Below are 20,092 nucleotides of genomic sequence, written 5' to 3' on the forward strand. Positions count from 1 at the left end.
TTTCACCTCCATGAACAGGGGCAGAATAGAGTGCACAGCCAATCGGGCATTGACTGATATCAAGCATAGTCTTGCAGGCAATCCCAGCGTTTTTTGACACATGTCAACTTATCGCAGTGCAAAAGAACCATCGCGACCATGGGCTTGATCTAACGCAATCGGTTTTCCGGCGGCCTCACACATCGTGGCTGCGCATTCCGCTGCTGCAATTCGGGATGCAGGAGAAGACGACAATGGCCTCCCAAACCGCCCCCACCGACAATCCTGCCGGCCAATCCACCGCTCTGGTGATGAGCACGGTGGCTTTCACGGTCTGCTTTGCCGTCTGGACGATCTTTTCGATCATTGGCATCCAGATCAAAAAAGACCTTGGCCTCAATGAGACCCAGTTCGGCCTGTTGATCGGCACGCCGATCCTGACCGGTTCGCTCAGCCGTCTGCTGCTCGGCATCTGGACCGACCAGTATGGCGGGCGCTTGGTCTACACGGTCGTCATGGTGGCGGCCGCGATCGCTACCTGGCTGCTCACCTCGGCCTATTCCTATGAAACCTTCCTGCTCGCGGCCCTGGGCGTCGGTATTGCCGGCGGTTCCTTCGCCGTGGGCGTGGCCTATGTGTCGAAATGGTACCCCAAGCAGAAGCAGGGCACCGCGCTTGGCGTTTTCGGCATGGGCAATGTCGGCGCCGCCGTCACCAAATTCGTCGCGCCCTTCGTGATGGTGGCCTTCGGCTGGGAAATGGTCGCCAAGGTCTGGGCTGTCGCCCTGCTGGTGATGGCGGTGCTGTTCCTGCTGGTGACCAAGGACGATCCCGCCCTGGCCGAGCGCAAGCGTACGGGCGCCAAGCCCGAGCCGCTGCTGGCCCAGCTTGCACCGCTGAAGAACCTGCAGGTCTGGCGCTTCTCGCTGTATTACTTCTTCGTCTTCGGCGCCTTTGTCGCGTTGGCCCTGTGGCTGCCGCGCTACTACATGGGTGTCTACGGCCTGGATGTTAAGGCGGCCGGCATGCTGGGTGCGGCCTATTCGATCCCGGCCAGCCTGTTCCGCGCCTATGGCGGCGTGCTGTCCGACAAATACGGCGCCCGCCGGGTGATGTACTGGACCTTCATCGTCTCGGTGATCTGCACCTTCCTGCTGTCCTACCCGGCCACCGAATACACGGTGCATGGCATCAAGGGCCCGATCAGCTTCACGATCGCCATCGGCTTCATTCCGTTCACCGTGATCGCCTTCGTGCTCGGTTTCTTCATGTCGCTGGGCAAGGCCGCCGTCTACAAGCACATCCCGGTCTACTACCCCAATCATGTGGGCGCCGTGGGCGGTGTGGTCGGCCTGATCGGCGGCCTGGGCGGTTTCATCCTGCCCATCGCCTTCGGCGCGCTGAACGACATCGTCGGCGTGTGGACCAGCTGCTTCATGCTGCTGTTCGTGCTGGTCGCCACGGCGCTGACCTGGATGCACTTCGCGATCATCCGCATGGAACGCCGCAAGCATCCGGCCCTGCGCGGTCCGCAGGATCTGCCCGAACTCGCCGAAGGCGGCGCGCCAGCCAAGCTGGCTGGCGCATCACAGGCGACCGCCGCTTCCGTCCGGCCCAAGGAGGCCTGAACCATGACCATCGCCACCGACAACGCCCCTGTCCGCAAGGGGGCATGGCTGAACCGCTGGGAACCGGAAAATCCCCAGTTCTGGGAAACCACCGGCAAATCGATTGCCTGGCGCACCCTGATCATCACCACGGCCAACCTGACCATGGCCTTCATCGTCTGGTTCATGGTCTCGGCCCTGGTGGTGCGCCTGCCGGGCGCCGGCTTCAAGCTGACACAGAGCGAACTGTTCTGGCTGGCGGCCATGCCGGGCCTTGCCGGCGGCACGCTGCGCATCATCCAGACCTTCCTGGTGCCGCTCTATGGCACGCGCAACGTGGTGGCGATTTCCACGCTCAGCCTGCTGATCCCGGCCATCGGCTGGTTCTATGCCGTGCAGGATCCCACCACGCCCTACTGGGTGCTGATGGTGCTGGCCTTCCTGGCCGGCCTGGGCGGCGGCAACTTCTCGTCCTTCATGCCCAGCACCAGCCTGTTCTTCCCCAAGCGCCTGCAGGGCACGGCGCTGGCCATTCAGGCCGGCATCGGCAATTTCGGTGTCAGTATCGTGCAGTTCGTCACGCCGTGGATCATCGGCATGGCCCTGTTCGGCAGTCTGGCCGGCGAGCCGCTGGATTTCACCCGCGCGGGCGTGCAGAGCAAGATCTGGCTGCAGAATGCCGCGCTGGTCTACGTGCCGCTGATTGCCCTGTTCGGCATTCTGGCCTGGTTCATGCTGCGCAGCGTGCCGGTACGCGCCAACTTCCGCGACCAGCTTGACATCTTCAAGCTCAAGCACGGCTTCTTCATGACAACGCTGTATGTCATGACCTTCGGTTCGTTCTCCGGTTTCTCGGCCACGTTCCCACTGCTGATCCGCCAGACCTATGGCGGCTTCCCGAACGCCCCCGATCCCCTGGCCTATGCTTTCCTCGGGCCTCTGATCGGTTCGATCATGCGCGTGATCGCCGGCCCGCTGTCGGATCGCTTCGGTGGTGCCATCGTCACGCAATGGTCGGGCATTGGCCTGATCGCCTGTGCCGTGGGCGTTACTTTCTATACGTCGCCCACTTCACTGGCCGACTTCCCGTATTTCCTCGCCTTCATGCTGGGTCTGTTTTTCTTCTCTGGCATCGGCAATGCCTCGACCTTCAAGCAGATGCCGATGCTGTTCGAACCGCGGCAGGCTGCCGGCGTGATCGGCTGGACTAGTGCGATCGCCGCCTATGGCCCGTTCGCCGCTGGCATCATGCTGGGTTATTCGATGACTCTGTTCGGCTCGCCGAATGCCTTCTTCTACTGGGCCGCGTTCTATTACGCGGTCAACGTAGGCATCAACTGGTGGTACTACGCCCGCAAGGGCGCCGAGAGTCCGTGCTGATCACCTCAATGGAGCCCCAACCATGAGCCGCTTTCTTGATCGTCTGACGTATTTCCGCAAACAGGTCGGTGATTTCTCCAACGGGCACGGACTGGTCACCACCGAAGACCGCGCCTGGGAAGATGCCTACCGCAACCGCTGGGCCCATGACCGTATTGTCCGCTCCACCCATGGGGCCAATTGCACGGGTTCCTGTTCGTGGAAAATCTATGTAAAGGGCGGCATCGTCACCTGGGAAACCCAGCAGACCGACTATCCGCGCACGCGGCCCGATCTGCCCAACCACGAACCGCGCGGCTGTTCGCGTGGCGCCAGCTATTCCTGGTACCTCTACAGCGCCAACCGCGTGAAGTATCCGATGATCCGCGGCCGCCTGATGCGGCTGTGGCGCGCGGCGAAGCAGACCCACCGCGATCCGGTGGCGGCCTGGCAGTCCATCGTCGAGGACAAGGCCAAGGCGAAGGAATACAAGTCGGCCCGCGGCCTGGGCGGCTTTGTCCGTGCCACCTGGGACGAGGTGAACGAAATCATCGCCGCCTCCAACGCCTACACGATCAAGGCCTTTGGGCCGGATCGCATCATCGGCTTCTCGCCCATCCCGGCCATGTCGATGGTGTCGTATGCGGCCGGCAGCCGGTATCTGTCGCTGATCGGCGGCGTCTGCATGAGTTTCTATGACTGGTATTGCGACCTGCCGCCCAGCTCGCCGCAGACCTGGGGTGAGCAGACCGACGTGCCGGAATCGGCCGACTGGTACAATTCCACCTTCCTGATGCTGTGGGGCTCGAACGTGCCGCAGACCCGCACGCCGGACGCCCATTTCATGACCGAGGTGCGCTACAAGGGCGCCAAGGTGGCGGTGGTGACGCCGGATTATTCCGAAGCGTCGAAATTCGCCGACCTGTGGCTGCATCCCAAGCAGGGCACCGATGCGGCGCTGGCCATGGCGATGGGCCATGTGATCCTGAGCGAGTACCACGCCAAGGGCCGCAGCGAGTATTTCCAGGATTACTGCCGGCGTTATACCGACATGCCGAATCTGGTGATGCTGGTCGAACGCGACGGACGCCTGGTGCCGGACCGTTTCCTGCGCGCATCCGATTTCGCCGACAATCTGGGCCAGGCCAACAATCCGGACTGGAAGACCATTGCCATCGACGAGGCCACCGGCAAGCTGGTGACACCGCTGGGTTCGATCGGTTTCCGCTGGGGCGAACAGGGCAAGTGGAATCTGGAAGAGAAGGAAGCCGGCGGCGCCGAGGCCAAGCTGCGACTGGGCCTGAAGGGAATCGAGGACGAGGTGAAGGCGGTGGCCTTCCCCTATTTTGGCGGAATCGTCCACGAGCATTTCAATCACAGCGTCCATCCCGATGTGATCGAGCGGAAAATCCCGGTCAAGCGGATCGAAACGAAGACCGGCCCGGTTCTGGCCGCGGCGGTCTACGACCTGTTCCTGGCCAATTACGGCGTCGATCGCGGCATCAATGATCCGAACACCGCGAAAAGCTTCGACGAGGATCTGCCCTATACGCCAGCCTGGCAGGAACGCATCACCGGCGTGCCGCGCGAGCAGGTGGTTGCCGTGGCGCGTGCCTTCGCCGACAACGCCGACAAGACCAAGGGCAAGTCCATGGTCATTCTCGGTGCGGCAGTGAATCACTGGTACCACGCCGACATGAACTACCGTGGCATCATCAACCTGCTGGCGATGTGTGGTTGCATCGGCCAGTCGGGTGGCGGCTGGTCGCATTACGTGGGCCAGGAGAAACTGCGCCCGCAATGCGGCTGGCTGCCGCTGGCCTTTGCGCTGGACTGGCACCGTCCGCCGCGCCAGCAGAATTCCACGTCGTTCTTCTACGCCCATACCGGCCAGTGGCGGTATGAGAAGCTGGCGGTTGAGGAGATCCTCTCGCCGGTGGCGCCGAAGAAGCTGACGGGCTCGCTGATCGACTTCAACGTGCGGGCCGAGCGCATGGGCTGGCTGCCCAGTGCACCGCAGATCGAGCGCAATCCCCTGCATCTGGCCAAGGAGGCCGTGGCCGCCGGGCAGGAGCCCGGGCCCTACCTGATCGACAAGCTGAAAAGCGGCAATGTCCGCATGTCCTGCGAGGATCCGGACAATCCGGTCAATTTCCCGCGCAACATGTTCGTCTGGCGCTCCAACATCCTGGGCTCCAGCGGCAAGGGGCACGAATACTTCCTCAAATACCTGCTCGGCACCCAGCATGGCGTGCAGGGCAAGGACCTGGGCGAAGAGGGCGGCCGCAAGCCGGAAGAGGTAGTCTGGCGCGACGGCGTGGAAGGCAAGCTTGACCTGCTGGTGACGCTGGATTTCCGCATGTCCACCACCTGCATGTATTCCGACATCGTGCTGCCCACAGCCACCTGGTACGAAAAGCACGACATGAACACCTCCGACATGCATCCCTTCATCCATCCGCTGTCGGCGGCGGTCGATCCTGCCTGGGAGGCGCGCAGCGACTGGGAAATCTTCAAGGGCATCGCCAAGAAGTTCTCCACCGTCTGCGAGGGCCATCTCGGCGTCGAGAAGGACATCGTGCTCACGCCGCTGATGCACGATACGCCGGCCGAGCTGGGCCAGGCATTCGAGCCGAAGGACTGGCGCAAGGGCGAGATCGAGCCCATCCCGGGCAAGACCATGCCACAGATCACGGTGGTCGAACGCGACTATCCGAACACCTACAAGAAGTTCACCTCGCTCGGCCCGCTCATGAGCAAGATCGGCAATGGCGGCAAGGGCATCAGCTGGAATACCCAGCACGAGGTGGATTTCCTGGCCAAGCTGAACGGCAAGGTCACCGAGCCGGGCATCAGCCAGGGCCTGCCGAAGATCGAGACCGATATCGAGGCGGCCGAGGTGATCCTGTCGCTGGCGCCGGAAACCAACGGCGAGGTGGCGGTGAAATCCTGGGCGGCGCTCTCGAAGGCGACCGGCCGCGACCATACCCACCTGGCCGTGCCGCGCGAGGACGACAAGCTGCGCTTCCGCGACCTGCAGGCGCAGCCGCGCAAGATCATCTCGTCGCCGACCTGGAGCGGACTCGAATCCGAGCATGTCAGCTACAACGCCTGCTACACCAACGTGCATGAGCTGATTCCCTGGCGCACGCTCACCGGCCGCCAGCAGCTTTACCAGGATCACCCCTGGATGCTGGCCTTCGGCGAGGGTCTGTGCACCTACCGCCCGCCGATCGACACGCGCAGCGTGGCCGAGGTGCATGGCAAGCGCAGCAACGGCAATCCGGAAATCCTGCTGAACTTCATCACGCCGCACCAGAAATGGGGCATCCACAGCACCTATACCGACAACCTGATGATGCTCACGCTGTCGCGCGGCGGGCCGATCGTCTGGCTCAGTGAGGTGGATGCGAAGAAAGCCGGCGTCGAGGACAACGACTGGGTCGAGGTCTTCAATTCCAACGGTGCGCTGGTGGCGCGCGCGGTGGTCAGCCAGCGCGTCAACGAGGGCATGATCCTGATGTATCACGCCCAGGAGAAGATCGTGAACGTGCCAGGCAGCGAGATCACGGGTGCCCGCGGCGGCATCCACAACTCGGTGACGCGCGCCACGGTCAAGCCGACCCATATGATCGGCGGCTATGCCCAGCTCAGCTACGGCTTCAACTACTACGGCACGATCGGCACCAACCGCGATGAGTTCGTCGTGGTGCGCAAGATGGCCAATGTGGATTGGCTGGAAGGCCCGCGGCCCGGCACCGCGGCGGCCGAATAAGCCAGCACAGACCAAGGAGACAGCCCCATGAAAGTCCGTGCTCAAATCGCCATGGTCCTGAACCTGGACAAGTGCATCGGTTGCCATACCTGTTCGGTGACCTGCAAGAATGTCTGGACCTCGCGCGAAGGCGTCGAATACGCCTGGTTCAACAACGTCGAGACCAAGCCTGGCATCGGCTACCCCAAGGAATGGGAAAACCAGGACAAGTGGCAGGGTGGCTGGAAGCGCACCCGCAGCGGCAGGATCGAACCGCGCATCGGCGGCAAGTGGCGCATCCTGGCGAAAATCTTCGCCAATCCGCATCTGCCCGAGATCGACGATTATTACGAACCCTTCACATTCGAATACGACCACCTGCAGACGGCGCCGGAATCGGAAGCCATGCCGGTGGCCCGCCCGGTATCGCTGATCACCGGCAAGCGGATGGAAAAGATCGAATGGGGCCCGAACTGGGAGGAAATCCTCGGCACCGAATTCGCCAAGCGCTCGAAGGACAAGAATTTCGAGGGCATCCAGAAGGAAATCTACGGGCAGTTCGAGAACACCTTCATGTTCTACCTGCCGCGCCTGTGCGAGCATTGCCTGAATCCGGCCTGCGTCGCCGCCTGCCCCTCGGGCTCGATCTACAAGCGCGAGGAAGACGGCATCGTCCTGATCGACCAGGACAAGTGCCGCGGCTGGCGCATGTGCGTCAGCGCCTGCCCCTACAAGAAGATTTACTACAACTGGAAATCCGGCAAGGCCGAGAAATGCATCTTCTGCTTCCCGCGCATCGAGGCGGGCGAGCCGACGGTCTGCTCGGAAACCTGCGTCGGCCGCATCCGCTATCTTGGCGTGCTGCTGTACGATGCCGACCGCATCGAGGAAGCCGCTTCGGCGCCGACCGAGCAGGACCTGTATCAGGCGCAGCTCGACATCTTCCTCAATCCCCATGATCCGGCGGTGATCGAACAGGCCCGTCGTGACGGCGTGCCGGAGAACTGGCTGGAAGCGGCGCGCAATTCGCCGACCTACAAGATGGCGATCGACTGGAAGATCGCCTTCCCGCTGCACCCGGAATACCGGACGCTGCCGATGGTGTGGTATGTGCCGCCGCTGTCGCCGATCCAGGCCGCTGCCGACGCCGGCAAGATCGCCATGGCTGACGAGATCGCCGATGTGCGCAGCCTGCGCATTCCGGTGAAGTATCTGGCCAACCTGCTCACCGCCGGCGCCGAGGAGCCGGTTGTGCAGGCGCTGGAGCGCATGATGGCGATGCGCGTGTTCATGCGCAGCCGCCATGTCGAGGCCAAGGAAAACAAGGCCGTGCTCGAGCAGGTGGGGCTCAGCCTCGCCCAGGTCGAGGACATGTACAAGATCATGGCGATCGCCAATTACGAGGATCGCTACGTGATCCCGTCCACCCATCGCGAATATGCCGAGAATGCCTTCGACCTGCGCGGCGGCTGCGGCTTTTCGTTCGGTTCGGGCTGCTCCGGCGGCAAGGAGCCGGCCAACCTGTTCGCGCCGGGCCGCCAGGCCGCGGCCGGGGAGTGATCATCATGCGCATCCTCAAGGCCCTATCGGCCCTGCTCGATTATCCCACCGCCGACCTGCAGGCGGCCCTGCCGGAAATCCGTGCCATCATCGAGGCCGATCTCAAGCCCAGCCCGAAGGTTGCCGGCGCGCTCGGCAACCTGGCCGCAGAACTGAGTGCTTCCGATCTGATGGCGTTGCAGGAACGCTTCACCAACCTGTTCGACCGTGGCCGCTCCGTCGCCCTGCATCTGTATGAGCATGTGCATGGCGACTCGCGCGATCGCGGTCCTGCCATGGTGGCGCTGATCGAGCTTTACCGCAGCCACGGTTTCGAGCCGCATCCGCGCGAACTGCCCGATTACCTGCCGCTGCTGCTGGAATTCCTCAGCCAGATCGATCCGAAGGAGGCGCGCGGCATCCTGCGCGATGCGGCGCCGATCTTCGCATTGCTGCGCGACCGGCTGGAAAAACGCCAGTCGGCCTATGCCGCGGTGCCGGCGGCTTTGCTGGCGCTGGTCGATGCCGGCGCCGTGGTTGCTCCGGTCCGGCCGCCCGAGGAAGAGGATGACAGTTTCGAGGCGCTCGACAGAGCCTGGGAGGAAGCCGCCGTCACCTTCGGGCCGGAGAATGATCCGACCCGTGCCGGGAATGGCTGCGGCAAGGCCTCGGCCTGGGTGCAGGCCATGAACAATCCATCCCCGCGCTGAGACGGAGGACAAAACCATGATGCAGTATGTCGAGCATTTCCTGTTCGGGATCTATCCCTATATCGGCCTCAGCGTCTTCCTGATCGGCAGCCTGGTGCGGTTCGAGCGCGGCCAGTACACCTGGCGCAGCGGCTCCAGCCAGATGCTGCGGGCGCGCCAGCTCCGTTGGGGATCAAATCTGTTCCATATCGGAATCCTGTTCCTGTTCGCCGGACATTTCGTCGGCCTGCTCACGCCGCATTGGCTGTATGAGCATTTCATATCGGCCGGCGCCAAGCAGATGGTGGCCGTGGTGTCGGGCGGCACGGCCGGCACGATCTGCTTCATCGGACTGACCATGCTGCTGCATCGCCGCCTGACCGATCCCCGCATCCGCGTCACCTCGTCGCCGATGGATATCGCCATCCTGCTGGTATTGTGGCTGCAGCTTGTACTTGGCCTCGTCACGCTGCCCTTCTCGGTGCAGCACAGCGATGGCGGCACCATGCTGGCCCTGTCGGAATGGGCGCAGCGCATCGTCACCTTCCGCGGCGGCGCCGCCGAACTGGTCGCCAATGTCGACTGGCCGTTCAAGCTGCATCTGGTGCTGGGCATCACCATCTTCGTGCTCTTCCCGTTCAGCCGCCTGGTGCATATCTGGAGCGTGCCGGTCGGCTATGTGTTCCGCAGCTATCAGGTGGTGCGGCGCCGCTCGCCGGCCCGCCCCACTCTGTAATTCGACCCTGTAAGGAGGCGCATCATGGAAGTGATCCGCGTGAATGGCACGGCTATCGACGAGGCCGCCGTTCTGGCCGAGATGCAGTATCATCCCGCCGCCACGGCCGAAGAAGCCGGCCGCCGCGCCGCCGAGGCGCTGGCGGTGCGCGAGCTGCTGCTGCAGCGGGCCGAGGCCTTGGGGTTCGATCGCGAGGACGAGGATGCCATCGATCGCCTGATCGCGGCGGAAGTCTCGCTGCCGGCGCCGGACGAGGAAAGCTGTCGGCGGTATTTCGATGCCAACCGCAGCCAGTTTCACAGCCCCTCGCTTTATGAAGCCCGCCATATCCTGCTGGCGGCCATGCCGGACGACGAGGCGGAGCGTGAAACGGCACGCCTTCAGGCCGAGACGCTGATCGCGGCCCTGCAGCGAGACCCGGAACTGTTTGGTCAGCTGGCGCAGCAGCACTCGGCCTGCCCGTCGAAAGAAGCGGGCGGTCATCTGGGGCAGTTCGCCAGCGGCAGCACGATCCCTGAATTCGAGACCTTCCTCGACAGTCTGGAGGTCGGCCAGCTTGCGCCGGTGCCGGTGCCCAGCCGGTATGGCTTCCATGTGCTGCAGCTGCTGCAGCGCGAAGCCGGTCGCGAGATGGCATACGAGCAGGTGCGCGAGCGCGTCGCGGACTACCTGGCGGAGTCGGTGTTCCGCACCGCGATCCGCCAGTATATCTCTGTGCTAGCAGCGGAAGCCGAGATCAGCGGCGTGGCGCTGGCCGGCGCCGATTCGCCGTTGCTGCAGTGACAATCTCATGCCGGATCGGGAACGCAGCTCCGGCACGCTGGCCCTGCGCCGTCTGCTGCGCGGATTCGAACATTTCCACGATAACTTCTTCGAGGGTGACGACCGGCCGTATGAACGGCTGGTCAGTGAGGGCCAGTCGCCGCGCGTCCTGGTAATCGCCTGTTCGGATTCTCGGTCCGATCCCGCTCTGCTGACCGAGGCCCAGCCGGGCGACCTGTTCGTGATCCGCAATGTTGCGGCGCTCGTGCCAGCCTATGAAAAGCCGCGCGGCGTGCCCAAGGGCACCAGTGCCGCCGTGGAATTCGGCGTGCGCGCACTGGAAGTCGACCACATCATCGTCTTGGGCCATTCCCATTGCGGTGGAATCCGCTTCCTGGCTGAACGTCGGGGTGGCAGCGCCGATTTCGAATTTCTGCCCGACTGGGTCGCCATGGCTGGCGAAATGGTGGCGGAGATGGAGAATCTCGCCAGCGAGGCCGGTGAGGCGGAACGCCTGCGCTGGCTGGAAAAGGCCGCTATCGGCCTGTCGCTGCGCAACCTGCAAAGCTTCCCCTGGATCGCGGAGCGTGTGCAAGGCGGCAAGCTGGCCTTGCATGGTTGGCATTTCGATCTGCAGCACGGCCAGATTCAGGCGCTTGATGGCGCCAGTGGCCGTTTTCGCGCGGTGGCGGCCGGTGAATTGCCGGCACCGGCCTGTGGCTGCTGCGAAGGCCTGATGGGATTGGTGGAACGATGACGCAGGCGGGGACTGCCACGGTTCGCGGCAAACCGGCATCGCGCTGGCCGGCCCTGCTGCAAAGCGGATTCCGGCCCTTTTTCCTCTTTGCCGGCATGCAGGCCTGCCTGTTCATCCTGCTGTGGACGGCAGGCTGGGCCCTGGGCTGGGATCTGCCGTTGGGTGACAATCCCATACTGTGGCATGGCCATGCCATGCTGTTCGGTTTTGCTGCGGCCGCCTTGGCGGGTTTCCTGTTGACGGCGGTGCCGAACTGGACGGAAGCGGGGCCGGTGCGTGGTTTGCGGCTGGCTTTGCTCGCCGGTTTCTGGCTGGCGGCGCAGATCCTGTCGCTATTGCCGTGGGCCGCGCTCTTTGCCGCGGCCGATATCGGCTTCTGGCTGCTGCTGATCGTCTTCATTGCACCGGGAATCCTGAAGCGGAATGCCAAACGCAATGGCGTGTTTGTGGTGATCCTGTCCACGCTCACCGGACTGAACCTGTTATGGCATCTGTCCCTGCATTATGACTGGCAGGATACCGCCATGCTCAGCCTGCAGGCCGCGCTGGGGCTTTTCCTACTGGCGATTGGCATTATCGGAGGACGCATCATACCCGCCTTTACCATCGGCGGTCTGCTGCAGTCCGGTCACAGCGTTTCCATCGTGCCGGCGCCGAAGCTGGGGCTGGCGGCCAATGTCGCCCTGGTGCTGGCTTTGATTGCCAAGCTGGCGGCGCTGCCCGCTCCCCTTCAGATCGGCGCCTATCTTTTGGCTGCCGGCCTGCATGGCTGGCGATTGCTGCACTGGTGGCGGCGCGAAGTGCTTCAGTTGCCGATCATCTGGTCGCTGCATCTGGGTTATCTGTTCCTGCCGCTGGGCCTGATGCTGGAAGCGGCGGGTGCCGCGGGGCTGGTGCCGGGTCCGACCGGGATTCATGCCCTGGGCAGCGGTGCGGTCGGCCTGATGATCCTGGCGGTGATGACCCGCGCTTCGCTCGGCCATACCGGCCGGCGGCTGGCCTCACCGCCGGAGGCCACCGCCGCCTATATCCTTGTTGCCATTGGCGCGTTGCTGCGCGTTATCGCGGCGGCCATGCCGGGCCTGGCTTTCGGCCATGGCCTGCTGGTGGCCAGTGGCCTGCTTTGGTCGGCCGGCTTTGCGGCCTTCCTGTTCGGCTATGCGCGCATCCTGGTATTGCCGCGCGTCGATGGCCGGCCCGGGTGAAGAAAAGGAACAGCATCATGGTGAAACGTCCCGCTCCGTCTGCAAGTCTTCCGCCTGCCGCGCGCAATTTCGCCGCGCGGCACAAGGCCGTCTGGCAGGCCTATGAAACACTGGGCGAGGCGGCCGCCAAGTCCGGCCCGCTCGATGCCCGCACCCGCCGGCTGGTGAAGCTGGCCCTGGCGATCGGCGCCCAGGCACAGGGTGCGGCCAAATCCCATGCGCGTCGCGCCAAGGCCGATGGCGTAAGCCAGGCCGAGATGTATCACCTGGCCGCCTTGGCAGTGACCACGCTGGGTCTGCCGGCCGCCGTGCGGGCCATGGCGTGGATGGATGAGGCGTCGGGAAGCACCGGTAAGAAGGCAAAGGCAAAGTAGAAGCAGGAAAGGTTGGTATCATGAAGTTCTTGACCTACGGCGACCGCACGCTGGCCGATATTGCCGTCCGTCTGCCGGGCGCCACCGGCGTATTTCGCGCCCATAAGCTAGATTTCTGCTGCGGTGGCGGCATCAGCCTGAAAGAGGCTGCCGCCAAGCGTGGCCTGGCCGTCGAAGACCTGGAAGGTGAATTGCAGGCACTGGATGTCGCCGCGTCGGCACCCGCGCCAGCCAATACCGCAGATCTGATCGACCATATTCTCACCCGCTATCACGCCGTGCATCGCGCGGAACTGCCCGAACTGGTCCGGCTGGCGCGGCGGGTCGAATCAGTCCATCGCGGCCACCCGGATGTGCCGGCTGGGCTGGCCGACCTGCTGGCAGAGACATTGCAGGAACTGGATACCCACATGCAGAAGGAGGAGATAATGCTCTTCCCGATGATGAAACAGGATGGTCATCCCATGATCGTCCACCCCATCGCCGTAATGCAGGGCGAGCATGAGGAGCATGGTGAGCGGCTGCGCCTGATCGAGGCGCTGACCAATGGCGGCGTGCTGCCGGAAGACGTCTGTTCAACCTGGCGGGCACTCTATGCCGGAACGCGCAAGCTGGTGGATGACGTGATGGAACACATTCACCTGGAAAACAACCTGCTGTTTCCGCGGTTCTTCGAGACGGCGGAGCGGTAAGAATCCGGTCGGACCACTGCGGTTTGCGCTGTAGACTGACAGGGCAAACCGGGCCGGGCCATGACCGTTCACAATAACGATATTGCCGCGATCTTCCGTGAGATCGCCGACCTGCTGGAAATCGAGGCGGCGAATCCCTTCCGTGTCCGCGCCTACCGCAACGCTGCCCGCATGCTGGATGGCAGCAGTCTGGATATCGCCGGCCTGATCCGGCAAGGACGCGACCTGCCGCATATTCCCGGCATTGGTGCCGACCTGGAAGGCAAGATGCGCGAGATCGTCGCCACGGGCCGCTGCCAGACGCTGCAGAAACTGCGCCGCGAGGTTCCACCCGGCCTGGCCGACCTTCTGGTGCTGCCGGGACTGGGCCCCAAGCGGGTCAAGGCGCTGTATGACGAACTCGATATCCATACAACCGCCCAGCTTGCACGCGCCGCCCGCGACGGCCGTATCCGCAACCTGCCGGGCTTCGGCGTCAAGACCGAACAGCGCTTGCTGCAGGCGCTGGCGAAACACAGCGAAACGGGCAGGCGCTTCAAACTGGCCACGGCGGCCGAATATGCGGGTTCGCTGGCTGACTATCTGCGTGCAATTCCCGGGGTGATGCGGGTCGAGATCGCCGGCAGTTATCGCCGGGCACGCGAAACCGTGGGTGATCTTGACATCCTGGCCACCGCGAAGGCCGGCGCGAAGGCGATCGAGAAATTCACGACCTATGACGAAGTGGCGCAGATCGTCGCCAGCGGCACCACACGGGCAACGGTGATTCTGCGCAGCGGATTGCAGGTGGATCTGCGCGTGGTGCCGCCGGCCAGTTACGGCGCGGCGCTGGTCTATTTCACCGGCAGCAAGGCCCACAATATCCTCATTCGCCGCCTGGCGCAGGAGTGTGGCCTGAAGATCAGCGAGTATGGCGTCTTTCGCGGCGAAAAGATGGTGGCCGGCGAAACGGAGGAATCGGTATACAAGGCTGTCGGGTTGCCGTGGATTCCGCCGGAGCTGCGCGAGGATCGTGGCGAGATCGACGCGGCCCGGGCCGGTCGGCTGCCCCGGTTGGTCGAACTTCAGGATTTGCGGGGCGATCTGCATTGCCACACCAAAGCGAGCGACGGGCAGGAAACCATCGCGGGCATGGCGGCGGCGGCGCGGGCATCCGGGCTCGATTACATTGCCATCACCGAACATTCCCGCAAGGTGACGATCGCCCACGGGCTCGATACGCGGCGTCTGCTGAAGCAGATTGAAGAAATCGACCGGTTCAACGAGACAACATCCGGCATCACGATCCTCAAGGGTATCGAGGTTGATATCCTGGATGACGGCGGATTGGATCTGCCCGATGATGTGCTAGGCCGGCTTGATCTGGTGATCGGTGCCGTGCATAGCAGCTTTGGCCTGAGCCGCGACAAGCAGACGGCGCGGATCATGAAGGCGATGGACCATCCGCATTTCACCATTCTGGCCCATCCCACCGGCCGCCTGATTCCGGATCGTGAGCCTTACGATGTCGATATGGCGCGGCTGATCCGGCACGCAAAGGTGCGGGGATGCCATCTTGAACTCAATGCCCATCCTGAGCGACTGGATCTGCTTGATATCTATTGCCGGCAGGCGAAGGATGAAGGGGTGCTGGTCGCGGTCAGCTCCGATGCCCATCGGGCAGCAGACTTTGCTAACCTGCGTCATGGCATTGGTCAGGCCCGTCGGGGTTGGCTGGAAAAGGGCGACATCCTGAATACACGCCCGCTAAAAGCGTTGCGGCCCTTGTTGCGGCAGACCATGTAGGGCGGAAACCGCCTATTTTTTCTGTCCACAGGCGGCATTAAAAATAAGTATTGACTTAATTAAGTTATAAATTAAATATAAGCGTCATGGAACATTTCACTGCCCTGGCCGACCCCACCCGCCGTCAGATCGTCGAACTGCTCGGTCGCGGCGAGCGCGCTGCGGGCGAGATCGCGGAAGGTTTCGCGATCTCGGCGCCTGCCGTGTCGCAGCATCTGAAAGTCCTGCGCGAGGCGGGCCTGGTGCGTGTGCGCATCGATGGCCAGCGGCGCATTTATGAACTCAATCCCGCGGGCCTGGCCGAGATCGATGCCTGGCTCGACCGCGTGCGCCGTTTCTGGGCGCCGCGGCTGGATGCCCTGGAAGAAGAGTTGCGCAAGCCGGCCCCGGCCAAGGGGAAAGCGAAAGGAAGCAAGCGATGAACAATCTCTCCATGAAGCATGTGATCGACAACGACGCCTACGGAACCGTGCTGGAATCGGGTGCCGTGCGGTTCCAGCGCCTGCTGCCGGGCCCCATCGAGCGGGTCTGGGACTACATCACCGATCCGGAAAAACGCGCCACCTGGCTGGCGGCAGGCGAGATGGACCTGCGTGTCGGCGGTCAGGTCGTTCTGAATTTCCGCAATGGCGATCTCGCGCCCAAGGGCGAGCCGGTGCCCGAGCGGTTCCAGAAATACACCGGTCCTATCGCCCATGGCGGCCGCATCACCCAGCTCGATCCGCCGCGCCTGCTGGCGATGACCTGGGGCGAGAGCGTGAATGGCGGGGAAGCCGGCTGCGGCACCAGTTCCGAGGTCATTTTCGAACTGACGCCGCGTGGCAAGGACGTATTGCTGGAGCTGACGCACCGCCGGCTGGGCAGCCGCAGCGACATGCTGAGCGTGTCTGCCGGCTGGCATGTCCATGTCGCGGCCCTGATCGACCAGTTGCACGGCAGGCCGGTGCACAGTTTCTGGACCATGCTCGACCGCCTGAACAAGGATTACGACCGGCAACTGCCGGCCTGACGCGCAAGCAGGTCGCAGATGCAAGGAAGCCCGGCCCAGAATTCTGGGCCGGGCTTTTCCATGGAAGCGTAACCGGGCTGCGGGTCAGTTCACGCTCTGGATGGCGTCTTTCAGGATGCCGAAGATGTCGTCGATATGCTGCTTCTTCAGGATCAGCGGCGGCGACAGGGCGATGGTGTCGCCGGTCAGACGCGCCATCAGGCCGTTTTCATAGGCCTTCACGAAGACTTCGTAGCCGCGCTTCGTCGGTCCGTCTTCGCGTGGTGCCAGTTCAATGGCGGCCATGATACCGCAATTGCGGATATCGATGACGTTCTTCACGCCTTTCAGGCTATGTGCGGCTTCCTCCCAATAGGGCGTAAGCGCCTTGGCATTTTCGAAAATGCCTTCGTCGCGATAGAGGTCCAGCGTGGCAATGCCGGCGGCGCAGGCCAGCGCATGGGCGGAATAGGTATAGCCGTGGAACAGCTCGATCATGTGCTCGGGGCCCTGCATGAAGGCGTCGTGCACATGCTTGCGGGCAAACACCGCCGCCGCCGGCACGGCCGCATTGGTCAGGCCCTTGGCCACGGTCATCATGTCGGGGATCACGCCAAAGGTATCGGCGCCAAAGGCGGCACCCGTGCGGCCGAAGCCGCAGATCACCTCGTCGAAGATCAGCAGGATGCCGTGCTTGTCGCAGATCTGCCGCAGTTTCTGCAGATAGCCCTTCGGCGGCACCAGCACGCCGGTCGAACCGGCCACCGGCTCGACGATCACGGCGGCTATGGTACTGGCATCATGCAGGGCGATGATGCGTTCCAGGTCGTCGGCCAGGTGCGCGCCCCATTCGGGCTGACCCTTGGAAAAGGCCATGTCCTTCAGGCTGTGGGTATGCGGCAGGTGATCCACGCCGGCCAGCATCGGGCCGAACACCTTGCGGTTCGAGACAATGCCGCCGACGCTGATGCCGCCAAAGCCAACGCCGTGGTAACCACGCTCGCGGCCGATCAGGCGCGTGCGGGCGCCTTCGCCGCGGGCGCGGTGATAGGCGATAGCGATCTTCAGGGCGGTATCCACGGCCTCCGAGCCCGAATTGGCGAAGAAGACATGGTTCAGGTCGCCCGGCGCGAGATGGGCAAGGCGGGCGGCGAATTCGAAGGCTTTCGGATGACCCATCTGGAAGGTGGGCGCGAAATCCATCTCCTCGGCCTGCTTCTTGATCGCATCCACGATCGGCTGGCGGCAATGGCCGGCATTCACGCACCACAGGCCCGCAGAGCCATCGATCACCTGGCGGCCGTCATGGGTGGTGTAGTGCATGTCCTTGGCGCCGACCAGCAGGCGCGGCTTGGCCTTGAACTGGCGGTTGGCGGTGAACGGCATCCAGAAGGATTCGAGATCGTTCGGGACGGCGGCGGGGTTGGCGGACATGGGTGTCTCCGGTCAGCGCAGAAAGAAGGAGGTAGGGGTGAAACTCAGCCGATAATCAGGGAGTTTGAGATGTCGAAACAACGCTTTTCTTGTCAACCGTAAGGCTTTGAAAATATTGAAATCGTAGTCGCAACTGTTCAATATAATAAACAGAGAAACAGACATTTGAGGGTACGGCATGGAGATCGATATCGGCAGCCGGCTGAAAGGCGTGCGGATTGCCCGAAAATTGTCGCAGCGCGAGCTGGCGCGGCGCGCCGGCGTGACGAATGCCACCATTTCACTGATCGAGTCGAATCAGGTGAATCCCTCGGTCGGCGCGCTCAAGCGTGTGCTGGATGGCCTGCCGATGAGCCTGGCGGAATTCTTCGCCATGGAGGAACAGCCGGCACCGCGCAAAGCCTTCTATGCCGCCGAAGAACTGGCCGAGGTGGGCAAGGGCAAAATCAGTTACCGCCAGATCGGCGCGGACTTGAGCGGGCGTGCCTTGCAGATCCTGGTCGAGCGCTACGCCCCCGGCGCCGATACCGGCCGTGTCATGTTGCGTCATGAAGGCGAGGAGGGCGGCGTGGTGATCCGCGGCCGCATCGAGGTGACGGTGGCGGGTCAGGCGCGGATACTGGGGCCGGGCGATGCCTATTATTTCGAGAGCGCCCAGCCGCACCGGTTCCGCAACTTGAGCAGGGAACCCTGTGAACTGATCAGCGCCTGCACGCCGCCCAGTTTCTGAGCCGGCGACAGGGCCCTGATCAGTCCTTTGTCGCGGCCACCGCGACGATTTCGATCATATGCGGATATTCCAGCGTCGCGCCGATGCAGGCGCGCTGCGGTTCGTTGGCGCGGTCGACCCAGCCGAGCCAAACGTCATTCATCGCCGCCTTATGCGCCATGTCGGCAATATAGACCGTCACCGACAGCAGGCGCGATTTGTCGGTGCCGGCCTCGGCCAGATGCCGGTCGATCTTGGCCAGGGTTTCCTGTGCCTGTTTGCGCATGTCCTGTTCGGCCGTGTCGGCCACGGCCACGGTGAAGACCAGATTGCCATAGGCAACCGCGCGGCTGCGGCCCGGCGCCATGCCGGGATAACGGGTGATCGGCAGCATTTTCGTTTACCTCACTTGATGGCGTTGCCGATCATCTGGTTCGGCAACCAGGTGACCAGGCCGGGCACGAAATAGATCAACGCCACAGCCACGCACATCAGCAGGAACAGCGGCAGCGCGGTTTTGGCGATGTAGGTGATCTGGTGGCCGGTCATGCCCTGCAATACGAACAGGTTGAAGCCCACCGGCGGCGTGATCTGCGCCATCTCGACGACCAGAACGATGAAGATGCCGAACCACACCAGGTCGATCCCCAGTCGCTCGATCATCGGCAGCACGATGGCCATGGTCAGCACAACCATCGAGATGCCGTCCAGGAAGCAGCCCAGGATGATGTAGAAGATCATCAGCACGACGATCAGCGCACCAGGGCTGAAGTCCATCTTGTCGATCCAGTCGGCCAGATGGCGGGGCAGGCCGGTGAAGCCCATGGCCAGCGTCAGGAAGGCGGCGCCGGCTAGGATCAAGGCGATCATGCAGCTCAGGCGCGTCGCGCCCAGCAGGCTCTCGGCAAAGGTCTTCCAGTTCAGGCTGCCCTGCAGCCCGGCCACGATCAGCGCGCCGACCACGCCCAGGCCGGCGGCTTCAGTCGCGGTGGCGATGCCGGTATAGATCGAGCCCAGCACGGCCACGATCAGGCCGACAGTGGGCAGCAGATGCCGCGAGGCATAAATCTTCTGCTTGAAGGTGTAGCGCTCGGTCGGCTCGGGAATCTTGCCCGGATTGAGCAGCGACCAGACGATGATATAGCCCATGAACAGACCGCCCAGCAGGATGCCGGGAATGACGCCGCCGATGAACAGCTTGGAGATCGAGACGTCGGTGGCCACGCCATAGACGATCATGATCAGGGATGGCGGGATCAGCAGCCCCAGTGTGCCGGCACCGGCCAGGGTGCCGATCACCAGATCTTCCGGATAGTTGCGGGCGCGCAATTCGGGCACCGTCATCTTGCCGATGGTAGCGCAGGTGGCGGCGGACGAGCCGGAGACAGCAGCGAAGATGGTGCAGCCAATCACGTTGGTATGCAGCAGGCGGCCGGGGATGCGCGTCATCCACGGCGCCAGGCCGCGGAACATGTCTTCCGACAGCCTGGTGCGGAACAGGATCTCGCCCATCCAGATGAACATCGGCAGGGCGGTCAGTGTCCAGCTTGAACTGGCGCCCCAGATGGTGGTGACCATGGCATCGCCCACCGGGCGCGAGGTGAACAGGGCCATGGCAAGCCAGCCGCAGGCCAGCAGCCCCAGCCCGATCCACAGGCCGGCGGCGAACAAGACGAAGAGAGCGGCGATCAGAAAGCCGGCGATAACGATCTGGTCCATGGGC

General features: G+C 63.4%; 18 protein-coding genes. 15 read left to right on the plus strand and 3 right to left on the minus strand.

All coding sequences use genetic code 11. The annotated features are described in order from the left end of the window. Positions 1 to 233 precede the first annotated feature (233 nt). From ACE3OO_RS09940 to ACE3OO_RS10005, 14 genes are all read left to right on the plus strand, one after another. Complete coding sequence (locus ACE3OO_RS09940) at positions 234 to 1,607, plus strand: nitrate/nitrite transporter (protein ID WP_374302335.1); 1,374 nt, start codon at positions 234 to 236, stop codon at positions 1,605 to 1,607. 3 nt (positions 1,608 to 1,610) lie between these two features. After that, positions 1,611 to 2,966, plus strand: a complete 1,356-nt coding sequence (locus ACE3OO_RS09945; RefSeq protein WP_374302337.1) for an MFS transporter — start codon at positions 1,611 to 1,613, stop codon at positions 2,964 to 2,966. A 22-nt stretch (positions 2,967 to 2,988) separates the two neighbouring features. After that, entirely contained in the window at positions 2,989 to 6,720 is a 3,732-nt protein-coding gene (locus tag ACE3OO_RS09950) for a nitrate reductase subunit alpha (protein WP_374302339.1), read from the plus strand. A gap of 27 nt (positions 6,721 to 6,747) precedes the next feature. Next, positions 6,748 to 8,259 (plus strand): nitrate reductase subunit beta, encoded by a 1,512-nt coding sequence (gene narH / locus ACE3OO_RS09955; RefSeq protein ID WP_374302341.1) that lies wholly within the window; start codon positions 6,748 to 6,750, stop codon positions 8,257 to 8,259. 5 nt (positions 8,260 to 8,264) lie between these two features. Then, complete coding sequence (gene narJ, locus ACE3OO_RS09960; protein ID WP_374302343.1) at positions 8,265 to 8,948, plus strand: nitrate reductase molybdenum cofactor assembly chaperone; 684 nt, start codon at positions 8,265 to 8,267, stop codon at positions 8,946 to 8,948. 16 nt (positions 8,949 to 8,964) lie between these two features. After that, the gene (gene narI / locus ACE3OO_RS09965; protein ID WP_374302345.1) at positions 8,965 to 9,663 is read left to right on the plus strand and encodes a respiratory nitrate reductase subunit gamma; all 699 of its coding nucleotides are present in this window, start codon (positions 8,965 to 8,967) and stop codon (positions 9,661 to 9,663) included. Between the two features lie 24 nt (positions 9,664 to 9,687). Further along, entirely contained in the window at positions 9,688 to 10,446 is a 759-nt protein-coding gene (locus ACE3OO_RS09970; RefSeq protein ID WP_374302347.1) for a peptidylprolyl isomerase, read from the plus strand. Positions 10,447 to 10,453: 7 nt separating this feature from the next. Then, a complete protein-coding gene (locus ACE3OO_RS09975) occupies positions 10,454 to 11,182 on the plus strand; it encodes a carbonic anhydrase (RefSeq protein WP_374302349.1) in 729 nt (242 codons plus the stop codon). Continuing rightward, on the plus strand, positions 11,179 to 12,387 hold the full coding sequence (locus ACE3OO_RS09980; protein WP_374302351.1) for an NnrS family protein: 1,209 nt from the start codon (positions 11,179 to 11,181) through the stop codon (positions 12,385 to 12,387). Before ACE3OO_RS09975 ends, ACE3OO_RS09980 begins: the two co-directional genes overlap by 4 nt. 17 nt (positions 12,388 to 12,404) lie before the next feature. Beyond that, positions 12,405 to 12,761 (plus strand): carboxymuconolactone decarboxylase family protein, encoded by a 357-nt coding sequence (locus ACE3OO_RS09985; protein ID WP_374302353.1) that lies wholly within the window; start codon positions 12,405 to 12,407, stop codon positions 12,759 to 12,761. A gap of 20 nt (positions 12,762 to 12,781) precedes the next feature. After that, positions 12,782 to 13,453: an iron-sulfur cluster repair protein YtfE gene (gene ytfE / locus ACE3OO_RS09990; RefSeq protein ID WP_374302356.1), complete on the plus strand. Its 672-nt coding sequence runs from the start codon at positions 12,782 to 12,784 to the stop codon at positions 13,451 to 13,453. Between the two features lie 60 nt (positions 13,454 to 13,513). Further along, positions 13,514 to 15,238: a DNA polymerase/3'-5' exonuclease PolX gene (gene polX, locus ACE3OO_RS09995; RefSeq protein ID WP_374302358.1), complete on the plus strand. Its 1,725-nt coding sequence runs from the start codon at positions 13,514 to 13,516 to the stop codon at positions 15,236 to 15,238. A gap of 86 nt (positions 15,239 to 15,324) precedes the next feature. Next, positions 15,325 to 15,660, plus strand: coding sequence for an ArsR/SmtB family transcription factor (locus ACE3OO_RS10000; RefSeq protein WP_374302360.1), 336 nt, complete (start codon positions 15,325 to 15,327; stop codon positions 15,658 to 15,660). Then, entirely contained in the window at positions 15,657 to 16,247 is a 591-nt protein-coding gene (locus ACE3OO_RS10005; RefSeq protein WP_374302362.1) for an SRPBCC family protein, read from the plus strand. Before ACE3OO_RS10000 ends, ACE3OO_RS10005 begins: the two co-directional genes overlap by 4 nt. A gap of 84 nt (positions 16,248 to 16,331) precedes the next feature. Here ACE3OO_RS10005 and ACE3OO_RS10010 read toward each other — a convergent pair whose 3' ends face one another. Continuing rightward, positions 16,332 to 17,660 (minus strand): aspartate aminotransferase family protein, encoded by a 1,329-nt coding sequence (locus ACE3OO_RS10010; RefSeq protein ID WP_374302364.1) that lies wholly within the window; start codon positions 17,658 to 17,660, stop codon positions 16,332 to 16,334. A 178-nt stretch (positions 17,661 to 17,838) separates the two neighbouring features. On the opposite strand from ACE3OO_RS10010, the gene ACE3OO_RS10015 reads away from it, so the two are divergent. Further along, positions 17,839 to 18,390 (plus strand): cupin domain-containing protein, encoded by a 552-nt coding sequence (locus tag ACE3OO_RS10015; protein WP_374302366.1) that lies wholly within the window; start codon positions 17,839 to 17,841, stop codon positions 18,388 to 18,390. Between the two features lie 19 nt (positions 18,391 to 18,409). Here ACE3OO_RS10015 and ACE3OO_RS10020 read toward each other — a convergent pair whose 3' ends face one another. Both ACE3OO_RS10020 and ACE3OO_RS10025 read right to left on the minus strand, forming a co-directional pair. Continuing rightward, complete coding sequence (locus tag ACE3OO_RS10020) at positions 18,410 to 18,763, minus strand: RidA family protein (protein WP_374302368.1); 354 nt, start codon at positions 18,761 to 18,763, stop codon at positions 18,410 to 18,412. 11 nt (positions 18,764 to 18,774) lie between these two features. Then, positions 18,775 to 20,088 (minus strand): TRAP transporter large permease, encoded by a 1,314-nt coding sequence (locus ACE3OO_RS10025; protein ID WP_374302370.1) that lies wholly within the window; start codon positions 20,086 to 20,088, stop codon positions 18,775 to 18,777. Between the last annotated feature and the right edge of the window lie 4 nt (positions 20,089 to 20,092).

The organism is Ferrovibrio sp., assembly GCF_041906005.1.
GTDB lineage: Bacteria > Pseudomonadota > Alphaproteobacteria > Ferrovibrionales > Ferrovibrionaceae > Ferrovibrio.

What these genes read in the sequence shown, in the direction of transcription:
- ACE3OO_RS09945 (WP_374302337.1), top strand. Translation starts at nt 1,611, where the DNA reads ATGACCATCGCCACCGACAACGCCCCTGTCCGCAAGGGGGCATGGCTG.
- ACE3OO_RS09985 (WP_374302353.1), top strand. Translation starts at nt 12,405, where the DNA reads ATGGTGAAACGTCCCGCTCCGTCTGCAAGTCTTCCGCCTGCCGCGCGC.
- ACE3OO_RS10015 (WP_374302366.1), top strand. Translation starts at nt 17,839, where the DNA reads ATGGAGATCGATATCGGCAGCCGGCTGAAAGGCGTGCGGATTGCCCGA.
- ACE3OO_RS10020 (WP_374302368.1), bottom strand. Translation starts at nt 18,763, where the DNA reads ATGCTGCCGATCACCCGTTATCCCGGCATGGCGCCGGGCCGCAGCCGC.
- ACE3OO_RS10000 (WP_374302360.1), top strand. Translation starts at nt 15,325, where the DNA reads ATGGAACATTTCACTGCCCTGGCCGACCCCACCCGCCGTCAGATCGTC.
- ACE3OO_RS09980 (WP_374302351.1), top strand. Translation starts at nt 11,179, where the DNA reads ATGACGCAGGCGGGGACTGCCACGGTTCGCGGCAAACCGGCATCGCGC.
- narH (WP_374302341.1), top strand. Translation starts at nt 6,748, where the DNA reads ATGAAAGTCCGTGCTCAAATCGCCATGGTCCTGAACCTGGACAAGTGC.
- narI (WP_374302345.1), top strand. Translation starts at nt 8,965, where the DNA reads ATGATGCAGTATGTCGAGCATTTCCTGTTCGGGATCTATCCCTATATC.
- ACE3OO_RS09975 (WP_374302349.1), top strand. Translation starts at nt 10,454, where the DNA reads ATGCCGGATCGGGAACGCAGCTCCGGCACGCTGGCCCTGCGCCGTCTG.
- polX (WP_374302358.1), top strand. Translation starts at nt 13,514, where the DNA reads ATGACCGTTCACAATAACGATATTGCCGCGATCTTCCGTGAGATCGCC.
- ytfE (WP_374302356.1), top strand. Translation starts at nt 12,782, where the DNA reads ATGAAGTTCTTGACCTACGGCGACCGCACGCTGGCCGATATTGCCGTC.
- ACE3OO_RS09950 (WP_374302339.1), top strand. Translation starts at nt 2,989, where the DNA reads ATGAGCCGCTTTCTTGATCGTCTGACGTATTTCCGCAAACAGGTCGGT.
- ACE3OO_RS09970 (WP_374302347.1), top strand. Translation starts at nt 9,688, where the DNA reads ATGGAAGTGATCCGCGTGAATGGCACGGCTATCGACGAGGCCGCCGTT.
- ACE3OO_RS10025 (WP_374302370.1), bottom strand. Translation starts at nt 20,088, where the DNA reads ATGGACCAGATCGTTATCGCCGGCTTTCTGATCGCCGCTCTCTTCGTC.
- ACE3OO_RS09940 (WP_374302335.1), top strand. Translation starts at nt 234, where the DNA reads ATGGCCTCCCAAACCGCCCCCACCGACAATCCTGCCGGCCAATCCACC.
- narJ (WP_374302343.1), top strand. Translation starts at nt 8,265, where the DNA reads ATGCGCATCCTCAAGGCCCTATCGGCCCTGCTCGATTATCCCACCGCC.
- ACE3OO_RS10005 (WP_374302362.1), top strand. Translation starts at nt 15,657, where the DNA reads ATGAACAATCTCTCCATGAAGCATGTGATCGACAACGACGCCTACGGA.
- ACE3OO_RS10010 (WP_374302364.1), bottom strand. Translation starts at nt 17,660, where the DNA reads ATGTCCGCCAACCCCGCCGCCGTCCCGAACGATCTCGAATCCTTCTGG.